Annotated in this window: 19 protein-coding genes; 16 read left to right on the plus strand and 3 right to left on the minus strand. The window is 64.7% G+C overall.

Annotated features, from left to right (window positions below; translation table 11 throughout):
* The first annotated feature begins 75 nt into the window (after positions 1 to 75).
* From ileS to ACXR2T_RS04895, 6 genes are all read left to right on the plus strand, one after another.
* Positions 76 to 3447 (plus strand): isoleucine--tRNA ligase, encoded by a 3372-nt coding sequence (gene ileS, locus ACXR2T_RS04870; RefSeq protein WP_458837783.1) that lies wholly within the window; start codon positions 76 to 78, stop codon positions 3445 to 3447.
* A complete protein-coding gene (locus ACXR2T_RS04875) occupies positions 3444 to 4784 on the plus strand; it encodes a bifunctional folylpolyglutamate synthase/dihydrofolate synthase (protein ID WP_458837784.1) in 1341 nt (446 codons plus the stop codon). Before ileS ends, ACXR2T_RS04875 begins: the two co-directional genes overlap by 4 nt.
* Entirely contained in the window at positions 4781 to 5284 is a 504-nt protein-coding gene (locus ACXR2T_RS04880; protein WP_458837785.1) for a DUF4233 domain-containing protein, read from the plus strand. The genes ACXR2T_RS04875 and ACXR2T_RS04880 overlap by 4 nt, the downstream gene beginning before the upstream one ends.
* 69 nt (positions 5285 to 5353) lie before the next feature.
* Entirely contained in the window at positions 5354 to 5770 is a 417-nt protein-coding gene (ndk, locus tag ACXR2T_RS04885) for a nucleoside-diphosphate kinase (RefSeq protein ID WP_458837786.1), read from the plus strand.
* Positions 5771 to 5774: 4 nt separating this feature from the next.
* Positions 5775 to 6962 (plus strand): winged helix-turn-helix domain-containing protein, encoded by a 1188-nt coding sequence (locus ACXR2T_RS04890; RefSeq protein WP_458837787.1) that lies wholly within the window; start codon positions 5775 to 5777, stop codon positions 6960 to 6962.
* Between the two features lie 106 nt (positions 6963 to 7068).
* Entirely contained in the window at positions 7069 to 7869 is an 801-nt protein-coding gene (locus ACXR2T_RS04895; protein ID WP_458837788.1) for an SDR family oxidoreductase, read from the plus strand.
* A gap of 45 nt (positions 7870 to 7914) precedes the next feature.
* Here ACXR2T_RS04895 and ACXR2T_RS04900 read toward each other — a convergent pair whose 3' ends face one another.
* Positions 7915 to 9069, minus strand: a complete 1155-nt coding sequence (locus tag ACXR2T_RS04900; RefSeq protein WP_458837789.1) for a serine hydrolase domain-containing protein — start codon at positions 9067 to 9069, stop codon at positions 7915 to 7917.
* Positions 9070 to 9109: 40 nt separating this feature from the next.
* The gene (locus ACXR2T_RS04905) at positions 9110 to 9565 is read right to left on the minus strand and encodes a MarR family winged helix-turn-helix transcriptional regulator (protein ID WP_458837790.1); all 456 of its coding nucleotides are present in this window, start codon (positions 9563 to 9565) and stop codon (positions 9110 to 9112) included.
* 73 nt (positions 9566 to 9638) lie between these two features.
* On the opposite strand from ACXR2T_RS04905, the gene ACXR2T_RS04910 reads away from it, so the two are divergent.
* Positions 9639 to 10094: a MepB family protein gene (locus tag ACXR2T_RS04910; protein WP_458837791.1), complete on the plus strand. Its 456-nt coding sequence runs from the start codon at positions 9639 to 9641 to the stop codon at positions 10092 to 10094.
* Positions 10095 to 10101: 7 nt separating this feature from the next.
* Here ACXR2T_RS04910 and ACXR2T_RS04915 read toward each other — a convergent pair whose 3' ends face one another.
* The gene (locus ACXR2T_RS04915; RefSeq protein WP_458837792.1) at positions 10102 to 10869 is read right to left on the minus strand and encodes a metal-dependent hydrolase; all 768 of its coding nucleotides are present in this window, start codon (positions 10867 to 10869) and stop codon (positions 10102 to 10104) included.
* 480 nt (positions 10870 to 11349) lie between these two features.
* Between ACXR2T_RS04915 and ACXR2T_RS04920 the strand changes: the two genes are divergently transcribed.
* The 9 genes from ACXR2T_RS04920 to whiA all read left to right on the plus strand — a co-directional run bounded on the left by ACXR2T_RS04920 (position 11350) and on the right by whiA (position 23033).
* Entirely contained in the window at positions 11350 to 11622 is a 273-nt protein-coding gene (locus tag ACXR2T_RS04920; RefSeq protein WP_458837807.1) for a helix-turn-helix domain-containing protein, read from the plus strand.
* Complete coding sequence (locus ACXR2T_RS04925) at positions 11622 to 12854, plus strand: HipA domain-containing protein (protein ID WP_458837793.1); 1233 nt, start codon at positions 11622 to 11624, stop codon at positions 12852 to 12854. The genes ACXR2T_RS04920 and ACXR2T_RS04925 overlap by 1 nt, the downstream gene beginning before the upstream one ends.
* An 86-nt stretch (positions 12855 to 12940) precedes the next feature.
* Entirely contained in the window at positions 12941 to 13228 is a 288-nt protein-coding gene (locus tag ACXR2T_RS04930) for a hypothetical protein (RefSeq protein WP_458837794.1), read from the plus strand.
* Positions 13229 to 13262: 34 nt separating this feature from the next.
* Complete coding sequence (gene uvrB / locus ACXR2T_RS04935; protein ID WP_458837795.1) at positions 13263 to 15353, plus strand: excinuclease ABC subunit UvrB; 2091 nt, start codon at positions 13263 to 13265, stop codon at positions 15351 to 15353.
* A 164-nt stretch (positions 15354 to 15517) separates the two neighbouring features.
* Positions 15518 to 15703, plus strand: coding sequence for a hypothetical protein (locus ACXR2T_RS04940; RefSeq protein ID WP_458837796.1), 186 nt, complete (start codon positions 15518 to 15520; stop codon positions 15701 to 15703).
* 607 nt (positions 15704 to 16310) lie between these two features.
* Positions 16311 to 19160 carry an excinuclease ABC subunit UvrA gene (uvrA, locus tag ACXR2T_RS04945; RefSeq protein ID WP_458812638.1) on the plus strand — a complete coding sequence of 950 codons (2850 nt, stop codon included), beginning with the start codon at positions 16311 to 16313 and terminating at the stop codon, positions 19158 to 19160.
* Entirely contained in the window at positions 19157 to 21118 is a 1962-nt protein-coding gene (gene uvrC / locus ACXR2T_RS04950; RefSeq protein ID WP_458837797.1) for an excinuclease ABC subunit UvrC, read from the plus strand. The genes uvrA and uvrC overlap by 4 nt, the downstream gene beginning before the upstream one ends.
* Positions 21115 to 21993, plus strand: coding sequence for an RNase adapter RapZ (rapZ, locus tag ACXR2T_RS04955; RefSeq protein WP_458812590.1), 879 nt, complete (start codon positions 21115 to 21117; stop codon positions 21991 to 21993). Before uvrC ends, rapZ begins: the two co-directional genes overlap by 4 nt.
* Positions 21994 to 22058: 65 nt before the next feature.
* A complete protein-coding gene (gene whiA, locus ACXR2T_RS04960) occupies positions 22059 to 23033 on the plus strand; it encodes a DNA-binding protein WhiA (RefSeq protein WP_458812592.1) in 975 nt (324 codons plus the stop codon).
* Positions 23034 to 23155 lie beyond the last annotated feature (122 nt).

The raw sequence follows: 23155 nt of genomic DNA on the forward strand, positions 1-23155 counted from the left end.
CACAGTCTCACTCGTCCCGGCGCGAAACACCGCACGCCCCGCGTGCGGCACGAACAGCACCGAGTGAGGATCCACATGCCGTACCCCCAGCAGCCCACCGGCGACGCCGCGCTTCCCGGCGAGGGCCACGCCCACAGCGTGACTCCGTCACCGTCGCTTCCTGCAGTCGAACGCGGTGTGCTCGACTTTTGGGCAAAAGACGACACCTTTGCCGAGTCGCTGCGCCAGCGCGAGGGCTGCGAAGAGTGGGTGTTTAACGACGGCCCGCCCTTCGCGAACGGGCTGCCGCACTACGGCCACCTGCTGACGGGCTACGCGAAGGACGTGTTTCCCAGGTTTCAGACGATGCGCGGCCGCCACGTCGACCGCAAGTTTGGTTGGGACACTCACGGGCTGCCCGCCGAACTTGAAGCCATGAAGCAGCTCGGCATCACCGAGAAGTCTGAGATTGAAGATATGGGCGTCGCCGCGTTCAACTCGAAGGCCCGCGAGTCAGTGCTGCAGTACACGAAGGAGTGGGAAGAGTACGTCACGCGCCAGGCGCGCTGGGTCGACTTCGACGGCGGGTACAAGACCCTCGACCTGTCGTACATGGAAAGCGTGCTGTGGGCGTTCAAACGGCTGTACGACCAGGGGCTGGCCTATGAGGGCTCACGCATTCTGCCCTACTGCTGGCGCGATGAGACGCCGCTGTCAAACCACGAGCTGCGCATGGACGACGACGTGTACCAGATGCGTCAGGATCCGTCGGTCACGGTGACGTTCCCACTCACGGGTGAAAAGGCCGAAGCGCTGGGGCTTGCGGGCACCCGCGCTCTCGCGTGGACGACGACCCCCTGGACTCTGCCGACGAACCTTGCGCTCGCGGTCGGGCCGCAGATCGAGTACGTTGTGGTGCCCGCTGGGCCAGCGGGCGCCGCAGACGGCGGGGAGGCAGGCAACGCCTCGTACCTGCTCGCATCAGATCTCGTGGCGAACCACGTAAAAGAGCTGGGCTACGAGAACGCCGCCGAGGCCGCCGAAGCCATCACTGGCACGGTCACGGGCGCGCAACTCGCTGGCGTGCGCTACGAGCCGCTGTTTGACTACTACACCGACACCGAGGAGTGGGGCACCGATTCGGCCTGGCAGATCCTCGTTGACGATTACGTGCTCACGACCGACGGCACCGGCATCGTGCACCAGGCCCCGGCCTACGGTGAAGACGACCAGCGACTCGCGCAGGCGGCAGGCATTCCCACGATCCTCAGCCTCGATGAGGGCGGCCGCTTCTTGAGCGCGGTGAGCGACGTCGCAGGCGCGCTGTGGATGGATGCCAACCGTCCGCTGATTCGCATGGTGAAGGCCGCGGGCCGGCTGCTGCGCGAAGCGAGCTACGAGCACTCGTACCCGCACTGCTGGCGCTGCCGCAACCCGCTCATCTACAAGGCCGTCTCGAGCTGGTTTGTGCGCGTCACGCAGATCAAGGATCGCCTGCTCGAGACCAACGAAGACATCAACTGGGTGCCGAGTAACGTGAAGCACGGCCAGTTCGGCAAGTGGCTCGAGGGTGCACGCGACTGGTCGATCAGCCGCAACCGCTACTGGGGCAGCCCGATTCCGGTGTGGAAGAGCGACGACCCCGAGTACCCGCACATCGATGTCTACGGCTCGATCGCCGAGCTCGAAGCCGACTTTGGTGAGCTACCGCGTAATGCCGACGGCGAGATCGACCTGCACCGGCCCTACATCGACAGCCTCACCCGCCCCAACCCGAGCGACCCCACCGGCAAGTCGACGATGCGCCGCATCGAAGACGTGCTCGACGTGTGGTTTGACTCGGCATCGATGCCGTTCGCGCAGGCGCACTACCCGTTCGAGAACCAGGAGTGGTTCGACACGCACCAGCCCGCCGACTTTATCGTCGAGTACATCGGGCAGACGCGCGGCTGGTTCTACGTGCAGCACGTGCTCGCGACCGCCCTGTTTGATCGCCCCGCGTTCAAGAACGTGATCAGCCACGGCATCGTGCTCGGCAGCGACGGCAACAAGATGTCGAAGTCGCTGCAGAACTACCCCAACGTGAACGAGGTGTTTGAGCGCGACGGCTCAGACGCGATGCGCTGGTTCTTGATGGCGTCACCCGTGGTGCGCGGCGGCAACCTGATCGTCACCGAAGAGGGGATCCGCGAGGGCGTGCGCCAGTTCATTCTGCCGCTGTGGAGCACCTGGTACTTCTTCAGCCTGTATGCGAACGCCGACGGCGTGACGGCCGAGCGCCGCACCGACTCGAGTGACCCGCTCGACCGTTACATTCTCGCGAAGACGGGCCAGCTCGTGCGCGAGGTGGGCGATCACCTCGAGGGACTCGACACGACGAGCGCAGCAGACGCGCTGCGCGGCTTCGCCGAGGTGCTCACCAACTGGTACGTGCGCCGCTCGCGCGACCGGTTCTGGGAGGGCGTGCACGGCGCAAACAGCAAGCCCGAGAACAAGCAGGCCTTCGACACCCTCTACACCGTGCTGGAGACGGTCGCGCGGGTTGCGGCCCCCATGTCGCCGCTCGTCACTGAAGAGCTGTGGCGCGGACTCACGGGAGGCCGCTCGGTGCACCTGACCGACTGGCCCGATGCGAGCGAGTTTCCCGTCGACGATGAGCTCGTCGCCGCGATGGACGAGGTACGTCAGATCACGTCACAGTCACTCGCGCTGCGCAAGGCGCGCAAGCTGCGCGTGCGGCTGCCGCTGGCCGAGCTCACGGTCGTCACCCAGCGCCCTGCCGCGCTCGAGCCCTTCGCAGCCATCTTGCGCGAGGAGCTGAACGTGAAGCGTGTCACGCTCACACAGCAAAACGAAGACAGTGCGAGCGAGCACGGCATCGTGCAGCAGCTCGCCGTCAACGCGCGGGCGGCGGGCCCTCGCCTCGGCAAGCAGGTACAGCAGGCCATCAAGGCCGCCAAATCGGGCGACTGGGCCGAAGAGAACGGTGTCATCGTTGCCGGTGGCATCGCCCTCGAGCCCCACGAGTACGAGCTGACCCTGCGTGCGGGCGACGATGACGAGACGGCGCTTACGCTCATCGCGGGCGGTGGGTTCGTGCTGCTCGACACCGAAACGACCCCCGAACTCGAGGCCGAGGGCATCGCTCGCGATGCGATCCGGGCCGTGCAAGAGGCGCGTAAGAACGCGGGTCTCGATGTGAGCGATCGCATCGTGCTCGCGCTGAACGCCGAGCCCGCACACGCCGACGCACTGCTCGCGCACAGCGCGCTGATCGCGGCCGAGACGCTCGCCGAGGGCATCGCGGTGCAAGAGGCGATTGGCATCGACGCGATCGTCGACGACATCGCGTCGCCCGGCGGCGGCGTGTTCATCACCGGCGCAAAGGCGCTCGGCACCGCGAAGGCGCCGTTCATCATCACGATCGACGCGACCGGCGCGGCAAGCCAGGCTGGGGGTGCTCGATGAGCGCGGCGACTGAGGTCTACGACGCGCTGCTCACGCGCGTAGGCGAGGCGAACCCCAGGCCCCGGATCGAGCCGGTGCGCCGGCTGGCCGAGCTCGCGGGCTCCCCGCAGCTCGACTTCCCCGTGATTCACGTGGCGGGCACGAACGGTAAGACGTCGACGAGCCGCGCAATCGAATCGATTATGCGCGCACACGGCCTGCGCACGGGGCTCTTTACGAGCCCCCACCTCGTCGATTTCACCGAGCGGTTCATGGTCGACGGTGAGCCGATCGACGAAGAGCAACTCGCGTCGGCGTGGCGTGAGCTGCAACTGCCGCTCGAGGTGGTCGATGCCGAGCTCGAGGCCGCCGGCCACGGTCCCATCACCTTCTTCGAGGCGCTCGCGGTGCTCGCATTCCTGGCCTTCGCAGACGCACCCGTCGAGGTGGCGGTCATCGAGGTGGGGCTGGGCGGTGAGTGGGACGCGACCAACATTGTTGAGTCGCAGGTCGCCGTGTTCACCCCGATCGGCCTCGACCACGTCGCCATTTTGGGCGACGACCTGGCGGGCATCGCCCGCACCAAGGCAGGCATCATCAAGGCCTCATCAACTGTGGTGTCGGCCGTGCAAGAGCCCGAGGCGCTCGCCGAGATCACCGCGGCGGCAGAGGCCAATGGCGCTCCGTTGCACGTGCTGGGGCGCGACTTTGCGCTCGTGGACGACCGGCTGGCCGTCGGGGGCCGCCAGATTGACGTGCGCGGGCTTTCGGGCGTCGGGTACGACCCCGCGTTTGTGCCGCTGCACGGCGGGCACCAGGCCGAGAACGTGACCCTCGCAATTGCCGCTGCCGAAGCGTTCTTCGGCAGCGACCGGCCATTGCCGGGTGAGGTGCTCGACGAGGGCCTCGGCCAGCTCACATCGCCGGGCCGGTTGCAGCTGATTAGCGCCGACCCGATCGTGTACGTCGACGCCGCCCACAACCCGCACGGCGCGCGGGCGCTCGCCCGCGCCGTCGAAGAGTCGTTCGCGTTTGACGAGCTCGCGCTCGTGATCGGTGTGCTCGAGGAGAAAGACGCGGCGGGTGTGATGCGTGAGCTCGCGCCGATCGCGCACCGGGTCACGCTGACCCCGGTCGCGTCGCCCCGCTCGAGCGACGTTGAAGCGTTGTACGCTCTCGCCGAGACCGAGATTCCTGGCACCCCCATCGAGGTGGCACACTCGCTGCCCGAGGCGCTCGATGCGGCCTACGCGTGGGCCGCTGGCGCGGGCGGCCGTGCCGTGCTCGTCGTGGGCTCGGTCGTACTCGCGGGCGAAGCGATTGACTTCGCCCGCAGCGAAGGGTGGAACGAGAAGTGAAGCGAAACGCAGACGGCGTGCCGGGCGATCCGGAGCGAGATAACCGGGCGCGTCAAGACCGGGCGCCCGAGGATCTGACGCTCTCGCCGTCAGAAGCCTCGGCGCACAACGCCGCACTGCGCATCTCGGGTGCCGCGGCAGGCGATACCGCGATGCGCACGCAGAAGGCTCTCGCGTCGATCGTGCTCGGTTTCGAGCTGATCATCGTCGTGCTGATCGGGCTCACCCTGTTTGGGCTCGGCACGCTTGAGCCGCGCGCACTGGGCCTCGTGATCGGTGGGGTGCTGGGCCTAGTGACCATCGTGGGGCTCGCGCTGATGCGCGTGGGCCGGGCCGGCATTATCACCGGCTGGGTGCTGCACGCGCTCATGCTCGCGACGGGCTTTCTCGTGCCGATGGCGTTCTTTGTGGGCGGTATTTTCACCGCGCTGTGGATCTTCTGCATGGTGAAGGGCGCGAAGATCGACCGCGACCGCGCCGCGTGGCTCGCCGCACAGTAGCCCGCACGCGAGCGGTAGCCTCGCGCCGATAGAATCAAACCGACCTCTTGTATTGAAAAAGGAGTATGCATGTCTGCAGAAGAAACCCTGATCCTGGTGAAGCCCGACGGCGTCGCCCGGGGCCTGACCGGCGAGATCCTGCGCCGCATCGAGGCGAAGGGCTACGAGATCGCCGACCTGCGCATGGTGACGCCCAGCCGCGAGCTGCTGGCCGAGCACTACGCCGAGCACGAGGGCAAGCCGTTCTTTGAGCCGCTCGTCGAATTCATGTCATCGGGCCCGGTTGTGGCCGTGCGCGCGACGGGCAACCGTGTGATTGAGGGGTTCCGCGCGCTCGCCGGCACGACAGACCCGACGACTGCCGCGCCCGGCACGATACGCGGCGACCTGGGCCGCGACTGGGGCCTTGCCGTGCAGCAGAACCTTGTGCACGGTTCTGACTCGACGCTGTCGGCCGAGCGTGAGCTCGGGCTGTGGTTCGCCTAAGCTCGTGACCGCCCGGGGCACTCTTTCACTGAGCCCCGCTGAAGCACGCCGTATCGCTCTCGGGGCGCAGGGGTTTACCGCCGCTGCGCCCCGTTTGCGTACCCGGCGGCCCTTCGACCAAGCACTTGACCGGCTGCACGTTCTGCAGATCGACTCGGTCAACGTGTTTGCGCGCAGCCATTACCTGCCGGTCTTTTCACGTCATGGTGAATACCCGACCGATGCGCTCGATGCGCACCTGTGGGAAAGCGGCGAGTACACCGAATACTGGGCGCACGAAGCAGCGTTTGTGCCGGTGAATGACAGGCCGCTGTTTCAGTGGCGCATGAGCGAGTTTCGTGTGCGCCACGCAGACCGGGCCGAGGCGCTCGCGCCCGAAATCGAGCGGGTGCGCACGCAGCTGCGTGACGCCGGCCCGCAGTTCGTGCGCGAGCTTGAAGCGGGGCCTCGTGGCGCGCGCGGCCCGTGGTGGGACTGGAGCGACACGAAGCGCGCCGTCGAACTGCTCTTTGCGCGCGGCGAAGTGGCGTCGGCCGGGCGTTACGGTTTTCAGCGCCGCTACGCGCTCGCAGAAGACGTGCTGCCGGGGGCCGCTCTGGCCGACGTGCCGCGCGCTGACGCTCAGCGCGTGCTCATCGAGCGCGCTGCCAGGTCGCTAGGAGTCGCGACGCTCGCTGACCTGGCCGATTACCACCGGATCCGCCTGAGCGATGCGCGAGGTGCCGTGCGCGACCTGCAAGAAGCGGGGGTGCTCGTGCCGGTGCAGGTGGCGGGCTGGGTGACGGGGCGCGGCGCGCCCGAGAAAGCGTGGATGCACGCTGAGGCCCGGGTACCAGCGCGGCTTGCCCCGCACGCGCTGCTCACCCCGTTTGATCCGCTCGTGTGGTTTCGCCCTCGCACCGAGCGGCTGTTTGGGTTTCATTACCGCATCGAAATCTACACCCCCGCGGCCAAACGCAAGTACGGCTACTACTGCTTACCGTTGATGGTGGGCGGCCGCCTGGTCGGCCGCATCGACCTGAAAGCAGATCGGGCTAAGCGAGCCCTGCTCGTGCAGGCCGCCTGGCAAGAACCAGGGGCGCCCGCGCACACGCCCGAGGTGGCGAACCAGCTGCTCACCCAGGCCGCCCGGTGGCAAGGGCTCACCGATGTGCGAACTTCGGGGGTGGGCAACCTCTCGCTGCAGGTGTAAAGCATCTGACTGAGAACGGGGTGAGATGCGCTCAGATGGCGGGGGCGTACAGTCGCATGCGTGGGCGGAGCTTGCGCCCAGTCATGTGTAGAAACGGAGCCACACCATGTCGCGTACCTATGTAGTCACCGGAGCAGCCTCAGGAATCGGCGCCACGACAGCCGAAACGCTGCGTGAGCGCGGTCACCGTGTGATCGGGGTCGACCTGAAAGACGTCGAGGTGACGGGTGACCTCTCGACCCCCGCGGGCCGCCTCGCTGCGGCAGCGCAGGCGACCGAGCTTGCGGGCGGCGTCGTGGACGGCGTGATCGCGTGCGCCGGCATTTCAGCCCCGATCGCCAAGACGTGCGCGATCAACTACTTCGGAGTGACCGAGTTCCTTACGGCGATGCTGCCGGCGCTGCGTGCGTCGAAGGCACCTCGCGCCGCGGTGGTCTCATCGATCGCGACCATGCAGCCCGTGTCAGAGGAGCTGCTCGAGGCGCAGCTTTCGGGCGACGAGGAGCGGGCGCTCGAGATTGCGGCCGGCCTTGAAGCTCAGGGCCCGCGCATCGGCTACCAGATGTACTCGACTTCAAAGCGCGGCGTTTCGCGCTGGATCAGGCGCGAGTCGATCAGCGAGGCATGGGCGGGCAACGGCATTCCCCTCAACGCCGTCGCGCCCGGCGTCGTCATCACCCCCATGACGAAGGAGATGCTGTCGACGCCCGAGGGCGCTGCGATGGTTGACGCGCACACGCCGATGCCGCTGAACTACCACCAGCCGGCTCAGACGATCGCAGACCTGCTGATCTGGCTCACGAGCGTCGAGAACTCGCACTGTGCGGGCCAGACGATCTACTGCGATGGCGGCACCGATGCGACACTGCGCGGTGACGACATCTGGTCGTGGAACGACGCGCGGTAGCTGAACCGCGGTACCTACGCCGCAGTAGCTGAGTAGTTGGGCCTGCTACTTCTGCTCATCGAGCAGGGGGAGCAGGCCCTTAAAAATATGCGCGGGGGCGTCGGGGTCGTCACCGGTGCCGTTCACCAAGATCGCGACGGTGCGGTCGGTAGCGGCGTCATGCATCACGAGCGACTGAAACCCGAGGCCCGTTCCCGTGTGGCCTAGCCAGCCGCTGATCTCGCCGAGCGCGAACCCGTAGCGGTCGTACGCTGGGCTCGCGGCGTCTTCGCCTGTCGGGGCGAGCGACTCGACGCGGGCGCGCCCGCTCGCTTCGCTCACCAGCTCGTCGTCACCGAGCGCGGCGCCCCACGCGGCAAGATCCTGCGCGGTGCCCGTGAGCGCACCCGCTGCCCCAAACCACTCGGGCGCTACCGTGGGCAGCGGCTCCGGATCAGCATCGGCGGTCACGTTGAAACCCGTGGCATCGTGCTCTCGCGCTGTGAACCCGTCGGCGACGCTCGATAGCTTGAGCGGATCGAGAATGCGCGTGTTCACCGCGTCAAACCAGGAGCCACCGGTGACGGCCTCGATCACCTGGCCGAGCAGTACCGTGTTGGTGTTTGAATACTCGTAGCGCGCACCGGGCGCGAAATCTGGTGACGCCGCGTAGACCCACTCGAGCAGGGTGTCGGTGGGGACCGGATCGGCAGCCCGCGTCGCGAGCGCTTCTTGGAGCGCGGGCAGTGTGGTGTAGTTGGCGAGCCCCGATCGCATGCGACCGAGATCATCGAGGGTAATCTCATCGCCGCCGGGCACGCCGGGGACGTACTTTGCGATGGGGTCGCTGAGTGAAAGCGCACCCTCGTCTTGGAGCTGCAACATGACGGTGCCGATGAACGACTTAGTGATGCTGCGGTAGGCGAAGACGGTGCCGGCTGTCACACGCGCATCGGGGCTGACACTGGCGGTACCCCAGGAATCAGTTATGTCGCCGGAAGGCGTGGTGACGTAGAGCGTGCCACCGGGGATTCCGGCGGACGTGAGCGCCTCTTCGAACGCAGCGCTAAGCGCGGCGTCTGTAGCCTTCGGTGTCTCATGGCCGCTCTCGGGCGAGCTGTGGTGAACGGAAGGTGCCGATGGCTCAGCCGTGGTGTTCGCGCAGCCTGTCAGAGTGAAGAGGGCCGCGGTGAGACCCGCGGCCAGCACGAACCGTCTCATACGCATATATAAGCAGCTCGCGCGCCGCGCCGCTAGCGTGTTACGACTGCGAGTCCGGCTCGTCGTGGAGTTGCTGCGCGCGACTGTTCATGTGCCAGAACACGGCGTTGAGTCCACGCTCGAACGCGTCACGGTCTTCCGGCGCGACTGCGCCGAGCAGCTCACGGGCGAGCCACTCGCGGCTGGCCTGGACCTGCAGCATGGCGCGCTCGGCTTGTTCGGTGAGCGTTACAAGTACGGCCCGCCGGTCGGTCGGGTGCGGGTTGCGGCGGGCGAATCCGGCCGCCTCGAGCCCGTCGACGAGAGCTGAGACGCTGCGCGGAGTGGTGCCCAGAACCTTGGCAAGCTGCTGCTGGGTTGAAGCTCCGCCGTGGTGCAGTACGCGAAGCGCGTGCACGCGGGTTTCAGTGAGGCCTGTGTCGGCAAACACCAGCTGGGTTTCGCGTTCAAACATTGCCTCAACCGCCAAAATACGGTCAAGAATAGTGGGCTCCATGACTGTGACAGTAGCACTTAGTTACAGTGTGGATCTAAACGGCGGGGTGTTCGGGCGGTGCTAGATTCGTGTGGTGTCATTCACTTCATACCCCGCGTTTGCAGCTTTCCTGTCTTCTAGGGATGAGCTTTCGGCGGTAGACATTCACGTCACCCCCGAGGAACAAGGAAGTGATTATGAAGCTGGGCTCGCGCATATCGGCCCCGAGCGGTGGCGGCTGCGCACGGCGAGGGTCACCCCGGTGAAGCCCGGCGGGTTCGTTGCCGTGTGGCGGCGCGGCGAGCGAGGCGACACCGAGCCGTTCCCGTCGGCCGAGCCGGTGGCCGGGTTGCTCGTGTTTTTGGCAGAGGGAGACAGACGCGGCCGGTTTCGATTCACGGCCGAGCACCTGGCTCGGCTCGGGGTCTCCAGTGCACCGGGCAGACCGGGCAAGCGAGGTTTTCGCGTATACCCGGCGTGGTGCGTAGGGCTCAATCAGACGGCACGGAAGGCGCTGCTTGCCCAGGCTGAGGCCTGGCAAGAATTCTAGGTAGTTGCTAGTGCGCGCCGATCGCGGAGCTGGCGCTCACGATCACGCTCTCGGTGATGCCCCAGACCGCATAGAGGCCGAGTAAGGAACCGAGAATCTTTTCGCGCCGTGATCCGGTTTTGCCGAGAATGGGCAGCGCAAGGTAGCCGTTGCGCTTCCAGATGAGACCCAGGCCCGGAGTGCGGCTGATGGCGCGGGGTGCCTTGAACGTCAGAGGCCAGGTCCAGTTCACGCCCTCGGTGGTGAGAAAGTCGCCGACGATGTGGGCGGCGAACCCGACGGTGACGCAGAGTTGAAACCAGCCGGGTTGAAACCAGTCGGCATGCTGCGGCAGTAAGACTGCAAAGGCGGTTGCGGCGAGCACGCCGAGCGCCCACGCGTGCCACCACTTCTTGACGATTCCAATGGTTTTGATGGCGAACGCCAGAAGAGCGGCGATCGCAACTGACCCCGCGACGGGGAAGGTTCCGACCCAGCCGCTCAGGTACCAGCAGCCGATCACGGCAAGAAGCGAGTGCATGCCCTTGCGGTGCCCGCCAGAGACTGAGCCCACGAGGGCTGTCGCGGCCCGCCCCGCGATGGGGATGGAGTGGGCGATGGTGGCGCTGTGGTGGTCGGTGTCGGGTAGCAGGGCGGCACCCGCACACACGACTGCACCCGCCGCCAACTGCCACGGCGACATTTCGACGAGGCCGAGAGCAGGGAGAGAGGAGGCGCTGCTGGCGATAGCGACCCAGGCGGCCGCTCCCGAGAGTGCGTGGTTGTAGCCCATCATGATGAGTTCAGTGTGGCGGCAAGGTGTGTCGAATGTCTATTCGAACACGCCGCGAGTGCCCTGTGGGCGCAGGCGTCACACTTGACGTTCCCAATGTTGCGTGGAACGATAAGTGTTATGTCTACAACCATTGCTGACTTCGCGCGGGGTCGGGGCGTAACGGTTCAGCACGCTCGCAGGCTAGCGCGTGCCGGCAAAGTGCCTGCCCACAAGGGAGTAGGGGGAGCCTGGGTTGTTGAGTCGGCTTCTGCGCCTAAGAAGACCCGTCGCCCGCTCGGTGCGAACACTCAAGCCGACCTGGCGCAATTCTTCCTTACCCGAAGTTTGAGTCACGCGACAGGGATGCGCAAGCAGCGGTTAGCGAGTGTTGTGCGTCAACTGCATCAGTCAAGCAACCCTGCAGCTTTGATTCGTGATTACTTCGATGGGCAAGCGTTGCCCACGGCTCCTGCTGGGGCGGCAGTTGTGCTCGCGGCTCGTATGCACCTGGACGAAGAAGTGAGGCTGACGATCAGTAGACGGCCGGTGATCCATATTCGCTCGGCTCGAGACTTTGGGCAGCGCATCGTGGACTTTAGGATTCTGCGAGGTGTCTCGTCCGAGGAGCTTGCTGTGCGCATGGGGCTCTCTGCATACGAGGTGCGACAAATCGAGCGGGGAACCTATGAGGCTATGAGCCCACCTATCGCGTGGAGAATCGCGCGCGCTCTCGACATTCCCGTAACAAAAATGAACGTATCTCGGGGGCTCTGATGTCAGAAGTTTTGCATGCTTGGGTTTGTGGGGAGCTGATAGGCCGATTTGAACGTGCATCAGGTGCGTTTCAGCGATCGAGGTTTGTTTACAGCTCTGGGTCTGACGCTCGACTGTCTATCTCACTCCCGTATGGCGAAGCGGTCTCGCCCGAGGCGGCAGACAATTTCTTAGAGGCACTGTTGCCTGAAAGTGGAGCTGCTCGCGATGCAATTCAAGCGTCGACCGGCGCGCGAAGTACGTCGTCCTGGGATCTCCTCACGGCGATCGGAGGGGACCTGCCCGGTGGAATCGTGCTGCACTCTGACTTGGTGGGCCCGGTGCAGGGGCAGCCATTCTTGTACGCGGCTACTGAAGATGAGATAGCGGATCGCATTGCTCAGATCCGCCGGGGCGGCACGGGTTTCGCTCGTTCAGGTGTGCCGCCGAGGTTTTCTCTCGCGGGTGCGCAATCCAAGTTCGCGCTCACTCGTACTTCTTTCGGGGACTTTTGGTCGGACGCTTGGACGCCCTCAACGCACATACTCAAGCCGGAGTCGCGTGAACACAGCGGGCTTGAACAGATCGAGTCCGCCACATTGCGTCTAGCTAATCTGTCTGGTGTGGCTGCCCCGAGGTCGGCGCAGGTGGAGTTTGCGGGTGAGACGACCTTTCAGATCACACGCTTTGACCGCTTCGCTGAGTCAGAGGAGTTAGGTCGTCGGATCCACGCCGAAGACATGACCCAAGCACTCGGGGTCTCGCCGGATCAGAAGTACCTGGTCGGGCCTGACGAAATCACCGCGATGCTGCGGCGCGAGACCGGTGACGACGAGCTGGGGTATGAGTTCTATCGGCAGTACGCATTTAACGCGATCATCGGTAACGCCGACGCGCACGGCAAGAACTACTCGCTGCTGCACCAAGAAGGAAGCATCACCCTGTCACCCCTGTACGACGCCATACCGATCGGCATGTTCCCTGAATACGGCCAGTCACTCGCAATGCCGGTCGGGTACATGGACCACTTCTTGACCATCACGCCCGATGATTGGACCGAATCAGCTGTCGACGCGGGGCTTGACCCAGAAAGGGTCAGGCTTGTTGTGCAAGAGGTCGCTGACGGTGTGCGCGAGCACCTCGACACCACGGTCGGTGCGGTGCGCCACTCTCGCGTCTCGCGGCGAGCGCTAGACGAGATTCTCGAGTCGGCAGACCGGCAAACGGGCGACATCCCCGCGAAGGGCGCCTAGCAAATGAGAACTGTCGTCACTGGGAGAGAGCGCGACGATCGCAGGCCCGCACACGACCAGAGCACCGCTTCGTCAGCTGCGGTGTTGTGGCTTTGGTTGGTCTGCTGATCGCGGTTGTCGGGTACTTTGTGACGGGCCCTGGTGTGCTGGCATCACGGTGGGTGATCGCGCTCGGGGGGTCGATGGCGGCCACCTCGTCTGCCACGTGGATTAGTGCAGCACAGAGCGCCCTTGACCAGCCGGATGCGTTGGGGTTACCCATGGGGATCGGGGCGTTATATACAATGGCGGGCATCGGTTACGGAGCGTTGCCGGCGCTTCTGCGCCCACGCCGCAACGATATGAGCAAGAACCGCATCAATTCAACGATGTAGCCCCTGCCGGCATGGGCAGAGTAAGCTCAAAAGCATGGAGCCCACACGCAGCGTACGGCCGTTCGAGGTTATCTCTGAGTACGAACCCAGTGGCGACCAGCCCAAAGCGATCGCAGAGCTCGCGCAGCGCATTAATGCCGGCGAGACCGACGTGGTGCTGCTCGGAGCGACCGGAACGGGTAAGTCTGCGACGACGGCGTGGTTGATCGAGCAGGTGCAGCGGCCCACGCTGATTCTCGCGCACAACAAGACGCTCGCGGCGCAGCTCGCGAACGAGTTTCGTGAGCTGATGCCCAACAACTCGGTCGAGTACTTCGTCAGCTATTACGACTACTACCAGCCCGAGGCGTACGTGCCGCAGACCGACACCTTCATTGAGAAGGACTCGTCGGTGAACGCCGAAGTCGAGCGGCTGCGGCACTCGACCACCAACGCGTTGCTGAGTCGCCGCGACACCGTCGTCGTGTCGACCGTCTCGTGCATTTATGGCCTCGGCAAGCCCGAGGAATACTACGAGGCGATGGTGCCGCTCGTCGTCGGCGACCGCCTCGACCGCGATGTGCTGCTGCGCCGCTTCGTCGACATGCAGTACCAGCGCAACGACATTGAGTTCGTGCGCGGCAACTTCCGCGTGCGAGGCGACACGGTCGAGATCATCCCCATGTATGAGGAGCTCGCGATCCGGATCGAGTTTTTCGGCGATGAGATTGAGGCGCTGTACTACCTGCACCCGGTGACGGGTAACGTCGTGAAGCAGGTTGAGACGGTGTCGGTGTTTCCCGGCTCCCACTATGTCGCGAGCCGCGAGGTGATGAACCGGGCGATGGGCACCATTTCTGCCGAACTCGATGAGCGCACGCGCGAACTGAAGCAGCAAAACAAGCTCGTGGAAGAGCAGCGGTTACGCATGCGCACCACCTTTGACCTCGAAATGATGGAGCAGATTGGGTTCTGCTCTGGCATCGAGAACTACTCGCGTCACATCGACGGCCGCAAACAAGGGGAGGCGCCGCACTGCCTGCTCGACTACTTCCCAGACGACTTCTTGGTCGTGATCGACGAGTCACACGTAACGGTGCCGCAGATCGGGGCCATGTACGAGGGCGACTCGTCGCGCAAACGCACGCTGGTGGATCACGGGTTTCGGCTGCCCAGCGCACTCGATAACCGGCCCCTCAAATTCTCTGAGTTTCAGAACCGGGTGGGCCAGGTCGTGTACCTGTCGGCCACCCCGGGCAAGTACGAGATGGAGCGTGCAGACGGCGTCGTCGAGCAGATCATTCGCCCGACCGGGCTCGTCGACCCCGAGATCATTGTGAAACCCTCTGAGGGACAGATTGATGACCTGCTCGAGGAGGTGCGGGCGCGCGCCGAGCGTGACGAGCGCGTGCTCGTGACCACGCTCACCAAGAAAATGGCGGAGCAGCTCACCACGTTTATGGAAGAGGCGGGCGTGCGCGTGCGCTACCTGCACTCCGACGTCGATACGCTGCGCCGCGTCGAACTGTTGACCGAACTGCGCGCCGGCGTCTACGACGTGCTCGTCGGCATCAACCTGCTGCGCGAGGGGCTCGACCTGCCCGAGGTGTCGCTCGTCGCGATCCTCGACGCAGACAAAGAAGGCTTCCTGCGTTCGTCGACGTCATTGATTCAAACGATCGGCCGTGCCGCGCGTAACGTCTCGGGCCAGGTGCACATGTACGCCGACAAGATCACACGCTCGATGCGCGAGGCGATCGACGAGACGACGAGGCGCCGCGAGATTCAGGTGGCGTACAACACCGAGCACGGCATCGACCCGCAGCCGCTGCGCAAGAAGATCGGCGACATCACCGAGATGCTGGCGCGCGAAGCCGCCGACACCGAAGATGTGCTCTCGCGCTCGGGCGCGCACGCACAGCGCAAGGGTGGTTCACCGCAGCGCGCCAAGGGCAAGGCAGCGGCGCGCGCCGGGGCGATCGCGGGCGAAGGAGCCGAAAAGCTGGAGACGCTCATCTCGGAGCTGACCGAGCAGATGCTGGCCGCGGCCGACGAGCTGAAGTTCGAGCTCGCCGCGCGGCTACGCGACGAGGTGTCAGAACTGAAGCGCGAGCTGCGCAGCATGGACGCGGCGGGGCATCTGTAAGGCAGAAAGTCAACAGCGCTCGCCGCAGGGCACCCGGGGCGAGCGCTGTTGGAATGACCGTAGCGAGTCGCTCACAGGCGCAGGTTTGATGCGGATTCGACCCGTTCTCCACAGATTCCCTAAACCCCCTTATGTGCGACTGTCGCGTGAGTCACACTTGGGGCATGTCTGAATCAACCTATTCACGGGGACGCGCAAACCGGCTGCTTGCTGCGGCGTCACTCACGGACGAGGAATTTTGGGAGGCCACCGCCTACCTTTCGACCCGGTTTGACCGGCGCAGCGACGACCTTGACATACGCTCCGACGACGGTGCGCCTCAAATCCTGGATGACTGTATGACTGGATGACTGGATGCGGCACGCGCGTTTGCGTGTGCCCGACTTCAAGCTTTGGGCGTCGGCTGCAGTATCGAAGTTTTCTTTAGCTCCGAAATGTGGCTGCACCTGCCAGACGACTGGTGCCGCTTTCGCATTTTGCAGGAGAACGAATCGGGGCGTTCTGATCCGGCATGGGAGCCCGCGTTTGCGAATCTGATCGAGGTAGAACTGTTGCCGCGCGTGCCGATGCTTGAAGAAGATGCTCATTTTGACGACCAGGGTCGAGCGCAAGCGGGCGATGAGGTGTCAGAGGACGATATGACGCTTTCTCTTTGGGTGATACTGCGCAAGCTAGAAGTGCGTTCTGACTTGAAGCGGATGTGTCACCACGTCATCGCCAGTGCGCGGTATGCGGTCGATTCTGATACGCGCAGACTTTTCGAGCGCTTGCAGGCTACGAGAAGAATTCGGCAGGGCGGGACGGGTCGGAGTGGCGTGATTGGGGACCGTGCGCAACCGAATAGGAAATATGTTCGACCATTCAGGCCCGGCGGCATAAGATAGAGCGGTGACCTCGCGAAGCACTCAAGCCAGCCCCACTCCCGTTCGTTCCTCTGCCGCGCACGCGCAGATTAGCGTGCAGGGAGCGCGGGTGCACAACCTGCAAAACGTCGACCTTAAGATTCCACGCGACTCGATGGTTGTGTTTACGGGGCTCTCGGGCAGCGGCAAGTCGAGCCTCGCGTTCGACACTATCTTTGCTGAGGGGCAGCGGCGTTACGTCGAGTCCCTCAGCGCCTACGCGCGCCAGTTTCTTGGCCAGGTCGACAGGCCAGACGTCGACTTTATTGAGGGCTTAAGCCCCGCGGTCTCGATCGATCAGAAATCGACCAACCGCAACCCGCGCTCAACGGTCGGCACGATCACCGAGATCTACGACTATATGCGCCTGCTGTGGGCGCGCATCGGCGTGCCCCACTGCGCCCAGTGTGGCGAGAAGATCGCGTCGCAGACCGTGCAGCAGATCGCAGATCAGCTCATGGAACTGCCCGAGCGCACCAGGTTCCAGGTGCTCGCGCCCGTCGTGGTGAAGAAAAAGGGCGAGTTTGTAGAGCTCTTCCAAGAGCTTGCTGCAAGCGGCTACTCGCGCGCGATTGTCGACGGCGAGCTCGTGCAGCTGTCTGACCCGCCCAAGCTCAAGAAGCAGGTCAAGCACGAGATCTCGGTCGTGATCGACCGGCTCGTCGCGGGCCCCGACGTGCTCGGCCGCCTCACTGACTCCCTCGAAACCGCGCTGAAACTGGCGGGCGGCATCGTCACGATCGACTATGTCGATCTCGATGCCAAGGCTCCGGATCGCACGCAGCAGTACTCCGAGCACCTGTCGTGCCCCAACCAGCACCCCGTGCAGCTCACCGAAATCGAGCCGCGCACGTTCTCGTTCAACGCTCCGTTTGGCGCGTGCGGCACCTGCTCGGGCCTCGGCACCAGCATGTCAGTGGACGAAGACCTGGTGCTGGGGGACCCCGAGCTCGCGATCACTGAGGGTGTCATCGTGCCGTGGACGAGCCAGGGCAAGAGCCTGTACCAGTACTACGAGAAGCTACTCGTGGGGCTTTCGAACGACCTAGAATTTTCGCTCGATACGCCGTGGAGCGAGCTGCCCGAAGACGTAACGCAGGCCGTGCTCTACGGCAACAACTTCAAGGTGAACGTGCGGTGGAAGAACCGCTTTGGCCGCGAGGTGAAGTACAGCTCGGGCTTCGAGGGTGTGATCCCGTTCATTGAGCGGCAGTACGCCGAAGCCGAGAGTGACACGAAGCGTGACAGGTGGCGCGAGTTTCTGCGCGAGGTACCGTGCCACGCCTGCCACGGTCAGCGGCTCAAGCCCGAGGTGCTTGCGGTTACCGTCAACGACGAGTCGATCGCGCAGGTCGGCGAGTTCAGCCTTGAAAACGCGAAGCGCTTCTTTGACGAGGTCACGCTCACCGAGCGGGAAGCGAAGATCGCCGCACAGGTGCTGCGCGAGATCCGGCTTCGCTTTGACTTCTTGATCGAGGTGGGCCTCGGCTACCTGACCCTTGCCCGCGGTGCGGGCACGCTGTCGGGCGGCGAAGCGCAGCGCATTCGCCTGGCTACTCAGATCGGATCGGGCCTCACCGGCGTGCTCTACGTGCTCGACGAGCCCTCTATCGGCCTGCACCAGCGCGACAATCGGCGCCTCATCGAAACCCTCATTAAGCTGCGCGACCTCGGCAACACCCTGATCGTGGTTGAGCATGATGAAGAAACGATTGAGGCGGCCGACTGGATCGTCGACATTGGGCCGGGGGCCGGTGTCGAGGGCGGCACGGTCGTGCACTCGGGGGAGTACGCCGAGCTGCTCGATAACACGCGCTCGATTACCGCTGATTACCTGTCTGGTAGGCGCGAGATCGAGACGCCGAAGAAGCGACGTAAACGTGACAAGCAGCGCGAACTCAAAGTTGTGGGTGCTCGCTCCAACAACCTGCAGAGCGTCGACGCCGTGTTTCCGCTCGGCATCATGACGGCCGTGACGGGAGTGTCTGGCTCGGGCAAGTCCACGCTCGTGAACGACATCCTCTACCGCGTGCTCGCCAACCAGCTCAACGGTGCACGGCTCGTGCCCGGCAAACACACGCGCGTCACCGGACTCGACCACCTCGACAAGGTCGTGCATGTCGACCAGGCTCCCATCGGGCGCACCCCGCGCTCGAACCCCGCGACCTACACGGGCGTATTTGACAAGATCCGCAACCTCTTTGCAGAGACCCCCGAGGCGAAGACCCGCGGCTACCTGCCAGGTCGCTTCAGTTTCAACGTGAAGGGCGGCCGGTGCGAGGCATGCTCGGGCGACGGCACCCTCAAGATCGAGATGAACTTTCTGCCCGACGTGTATGTGGCGTGCGAGTCGTGCGGCGGCAAGCGCTATAACCGCGAGACCCTGCAGGTGCGATACAAGGGCAAGAACATCTCTGAGGTGCTCGACATGCCCATCGCGGAGGCCGAGAAGTTCTTTGAGCCGATCTCGTCGATTCACCGTTTCATGAAGACGCTCGTTGACGTGGGGCTCGGTTATGTGCGCCTTGGGCAGAGCGCGACGACGCTCTCGGGTGGTGAAGCGCAGCGCGTAAAGCTCGCCACCGAGCTACAGAAGCGCTCGAACGGTCGCAGCATCTATGTGCTCGACGAGCCCACGACGGGCCTGCACTTCGAAGACGTACGCAAGCTGCTGCTTGTGCTCAATGGTCTGGTTGACAAGGGCAACACGGTCATCACCATCGAGCACAACCTCGACGTGATCCGCAGCGCTGACTGGGTCATTGACCTCGGCCCCGAGGGTGGCTCGGGCGGCGGCATGATCATCGCAGAGGGCACACCAGAGCAGCTCGCGAAGCACCCCGAAAGCCACACCGGCAGGTTCTTGGCAGAGGTGCTGCACGGGCGGGCGAAAGCGTCGGCGTGAGCGACGCTCCCGCGACCGGTATTTTTGGGCAGATCGACCGGCGTCACGAGTTTCGCCCTGCCCAGGGTGAGATTCCCGTTAGCCCGGGGGTCTACCGGTTCAGTGACCGTCACGGTCGTGTGCTGTATATCGGCAAGGCCAAGAACCTGCGCGCGCGCCTGTCGAACTACTTTCAGCCGCTGCATGCGCTGCAGCCCCGCACCCAGCGCATGTTGGCGCTCGCGGCGCGCGTGGACTGGACAGTCGTCGCTACCGACACCGAGTCGCTCGTGCTCGAGCACACCTGGATCACCGAGTTTAAGCCGCCGTTCAACGTGCAGTTTAAAGACGATAAGACGTACCCCTACCTCGCGGTCACGCTGCGAGAGGAGGCCCCCCGGCTGATCATTACCCGCAACGAGAAAATCAGAGGTGCGCGCTATTTCGGGCCGTACCCCAAGGTGTGGGCGCTCAAAGAGACGACGGCGCTGTTGCAGCAGGCGTTTCCCATTCGTACCTGCAACGACGCCGACTACAAGCGCGCCATGCGCTCAGGAAAACCCTGTCTCGCCGGGCAAATCGGCCGCTGCGCGGGCCCCTGCTCGCAGCTCACCACGATCGAAGAGCACCGTGCCCGGGTCGAAGAACTCGTCGCCTTCTTGAACGGCGGCGACCAAAGCCACCTGCGAGTGCTGCAGCGCAGCATGCGCGACGCTGCGGCCGAACAGCGCTACGAAGATGCGGCGCGCCTGCGCGACCAGGCGAGCGCGGTCGAGCACGTGCTCGAAAAGAACGCGATCGTGCTCGCGCACGACGTGAACGTCGACGTGTTTGGGCTGCGCTCAGACGAACTGGCGGCTGCCGCGCACCAGTTCATCGTGCGCGGCGGCCGGATCCGGGGCGAACGCAGCTGGATCGTCGATGTCGAGCTCGATGATTCGCCCGCGACGCTGCTTGAACAGGTGATCCAGTCGGCCTATGACGGCGACCGGGTGCCGCCCGCGCAGGTGCTCGTGCCGCGAGGGCCCGCGAACCAGCCCGAGCTCGAGGCAGCGCTCAGCGCACGCAGGCCTCGCGGTGGCAGAGTGAGCGTGCACGTGCCCGAGCGCGGTGACAAGGCGCAGCTGCTCGAACGCGCGGTGCTCAACGCGGGGGAGCACCTCATTCGGTACAAGCTGAAGCGTGCGGCCGATATTACGGCCCGCACCGACGCGCTCGCAGAGTTGCAGCAGGCACTCGATATGACCGAACCGCCGCTGCGCATTGAGTGCATCGACGTATCGCACCTGCAGGGCACGGGAGTCGTGGCTTCGCTCGTGGTGTTTGAAGACGGGCTGCCCGCAAAGGGCGCCTATCGCAAGTACCGCATCGAAGAAACGACCGACGACACTGACTCGATCTATCAGGTGGTCTCGCGCCGGGCCGCGCAGCTGAACCAGGCTCGTGAGGCGGGCGAAGCGCCCACCGGAATCTATCGTGACAGGCCGCAGCTGCTCATTGTCGACGGTGGCGAACCGCAGGTCAAAGCCGCCGCCCGCGCGCTCGCAGAAGCCGGCATCGATGATGTTGCGCTGTGCGGCATCGCGAAGCGCCTCGAAGAGGTGTGGTTGCCCGCCGATCCGTTCCCCGTGATCCTGCCGCGCACGAGCGAGGCGCTGTTTCTTGTGCAGCGCGTGCGTGACGAAGCGCACCGCTTCGCCATCACCTTCCAGCGGCAGCGTCGCAGTACCGCGATCACCAGTCAGCTCGCCGAGGTGCCGGGGCTCGGGCCCAAACGGGTGGCAGCGCTGCTCAAACACTTTGGGTCAGTTGCCCGACTGCGCGCCGCTTCACGCGAAGAACTGGGCTCCGTGCCGGGCCTCGGACAAGCGCTTGCAGATGCAGTTCTTAGCCACCTGAGTGAAACCGGCGCGCGCGACGGCGCAGCTGACGCTAAGATTGACGAAGCATTAGAAACGAACGAGGGAGGTGCTGAGTGAACGAGACGGTCTCAAAACAGGAGATTCTTATCGTCACCGGCATGTCTGGTGCCGGTCGCAGCACCGTCGCCAACACCCTTGAGGACCTGGGCTGGTACGTCGTAGACAACCTCCCGCTGGCCATGTTGAAGACGCTCGCAGACATGGCCGACCGCTCAGGAGGTGCGCTACCGCGCATTGTGGCGGTCATTGACGTGCGTGGCCGCGACCTGTTTGCAGATATTCAAGCGACCGTGACGCAGCTGCGTGAGTCCGCCACCGTGCGTGTCGTGTTTCTCGACGCGACAGACGAGATACTCGTACGCCGCTATGAGGCCGTGCGCAGGCCCCACCCGCTGCAGGGTGAATCGGGCAGCCTGCTCGAGGGAATCCGTCTCGAGCGTGAGCGGCTGCAAGAGCTGCGTGCGTCGAGTGATGTTGTGATCGACACGTCACGTTACAACGTGCACGATCTGTCGACGGCCACGCGCGAACTCTTCTCAGACGAAGATACGCCGGGCCTGCAACTGTCGGTCGTGAGCTTCGGCTTCAAGTATGGTGCTCCCACCGACGTCGACCTGATGGCCGACATGCGCTTTCTGCCCAATCCTTTCTGGGAGCCCGACCTGCGGGCGCTAACCGGCGTTGATGCCGAGGTGAAAGACTATGTACTCAGTCGCGATGGCGCGGCAGAGTTCCTCGACCACTACGTCGCGGCGCTCACGCCAGTTCTCGCGGGATTCCAGCGCGAAAACAAAAGGCATGCGTCGCTCGCAGTCGGCTGTACCGGCGGTAAGCACCGTTCGGTGGCGACGGCCCGTGAATTAGCGGATCGCCTCGCCGGGCTTCCGGGCGTCAGCGTGAGTCTGCGTCACCGCGACCTCGGTCGCGAATAAGACGCGTTCGCGTTCACGCCCGCCCCGTTTCTTTTTCGCCTTCCTGTTTGAGAGGATCCCTATTCGTGCTGTCTACCCCCGAGGTTAAGAACGAGCTCGTTCGCGTCCAGGTGCAACGCACCAGCGAGCGCATGGCTGAGGTCGCGACCGTTTTGCGGGTTGCGGGTGGCCTGCACTCGATCTCGGGTCGCATTGCCCTTGAAGTTGAGCTGCACACGCCTCAGATCGTGCAGCGTGTGCGCAAGGACCTCGCCGAGCTTTACGGTGTGCGCTCTGATGCGAAGCAACTGCCGCCGTCGACCACCAGGCCGGGCGCACCCCAGTTCTTGGTGCGCGTCATTGACGGTGAGACGCTCGCGCGTCAGCTGGGCCTCCTCGACCAGCGCCGGCGCCAGATTCGCGGTTTGCCGAACCGCCTCACCACGGGCGCTCAGCCCGAGCTCGCTGCGATTCTTCGTGGCGCGTTTCTCGCCCGCGGCAGCCTGACCGCTCCCGGTCGCTCAGCGAGCCTCGAGCTGGCATGCCCAACGAGCGAGGTGGCGATGGCGCTCGTGGGCGCCGCAGGCCGGCTCGGTGTTGACGCGAAGAGCCGTGAAATTCGCGGCCAAAACCGTGTCATCGTGCGCGACACAGACGCTATCGGGCAGATGCTCGGTGTGATGGGGGCCGAGGAGGCTCGCACGCGCTGGGAGGAGCTCAAGCGCGCGCGTGAGACCCGCGCGACCGCCAACCGCCTCGTGAACTTTGACGATGCGAATCTGCGCCGCTCGGCGCAGGCGTCGGTGGCGGCGTGCGCGCGTGTCGAGCGCGCGCTCGAGATCCTGGGCGATGCGGTGCCCGAGCACCTGAAGTACGCTGGCACGCTGCGCCTCACGCATCGCGAGGCGAGCCTCGACGATCTGGGGGCGCGCGCAGAGCCCGCGCTCACGAAGGACGCGATTGCGGGCCGGATCCGGCGTCTGCTGGCGATGGCCGACAAGGAGGCCGAGGCGCGTGGGATCCCAGGCACCGAGGCGAGTCTTCCCGAGGTGATCGACTAAGCGGTCACACCGCTAGGTTGATTCGCCAGGCTGCGCGCGTGTGCGCCGCTTGATCGAAGCCGGGGGTCCGCCCGTCGAGAAATCGACGGCGGGCCCCCGGCTGTCTTCGTCGTGAGAGGCGT

Source organism: Leucobacter faecis (assembly GCF_054456635.2).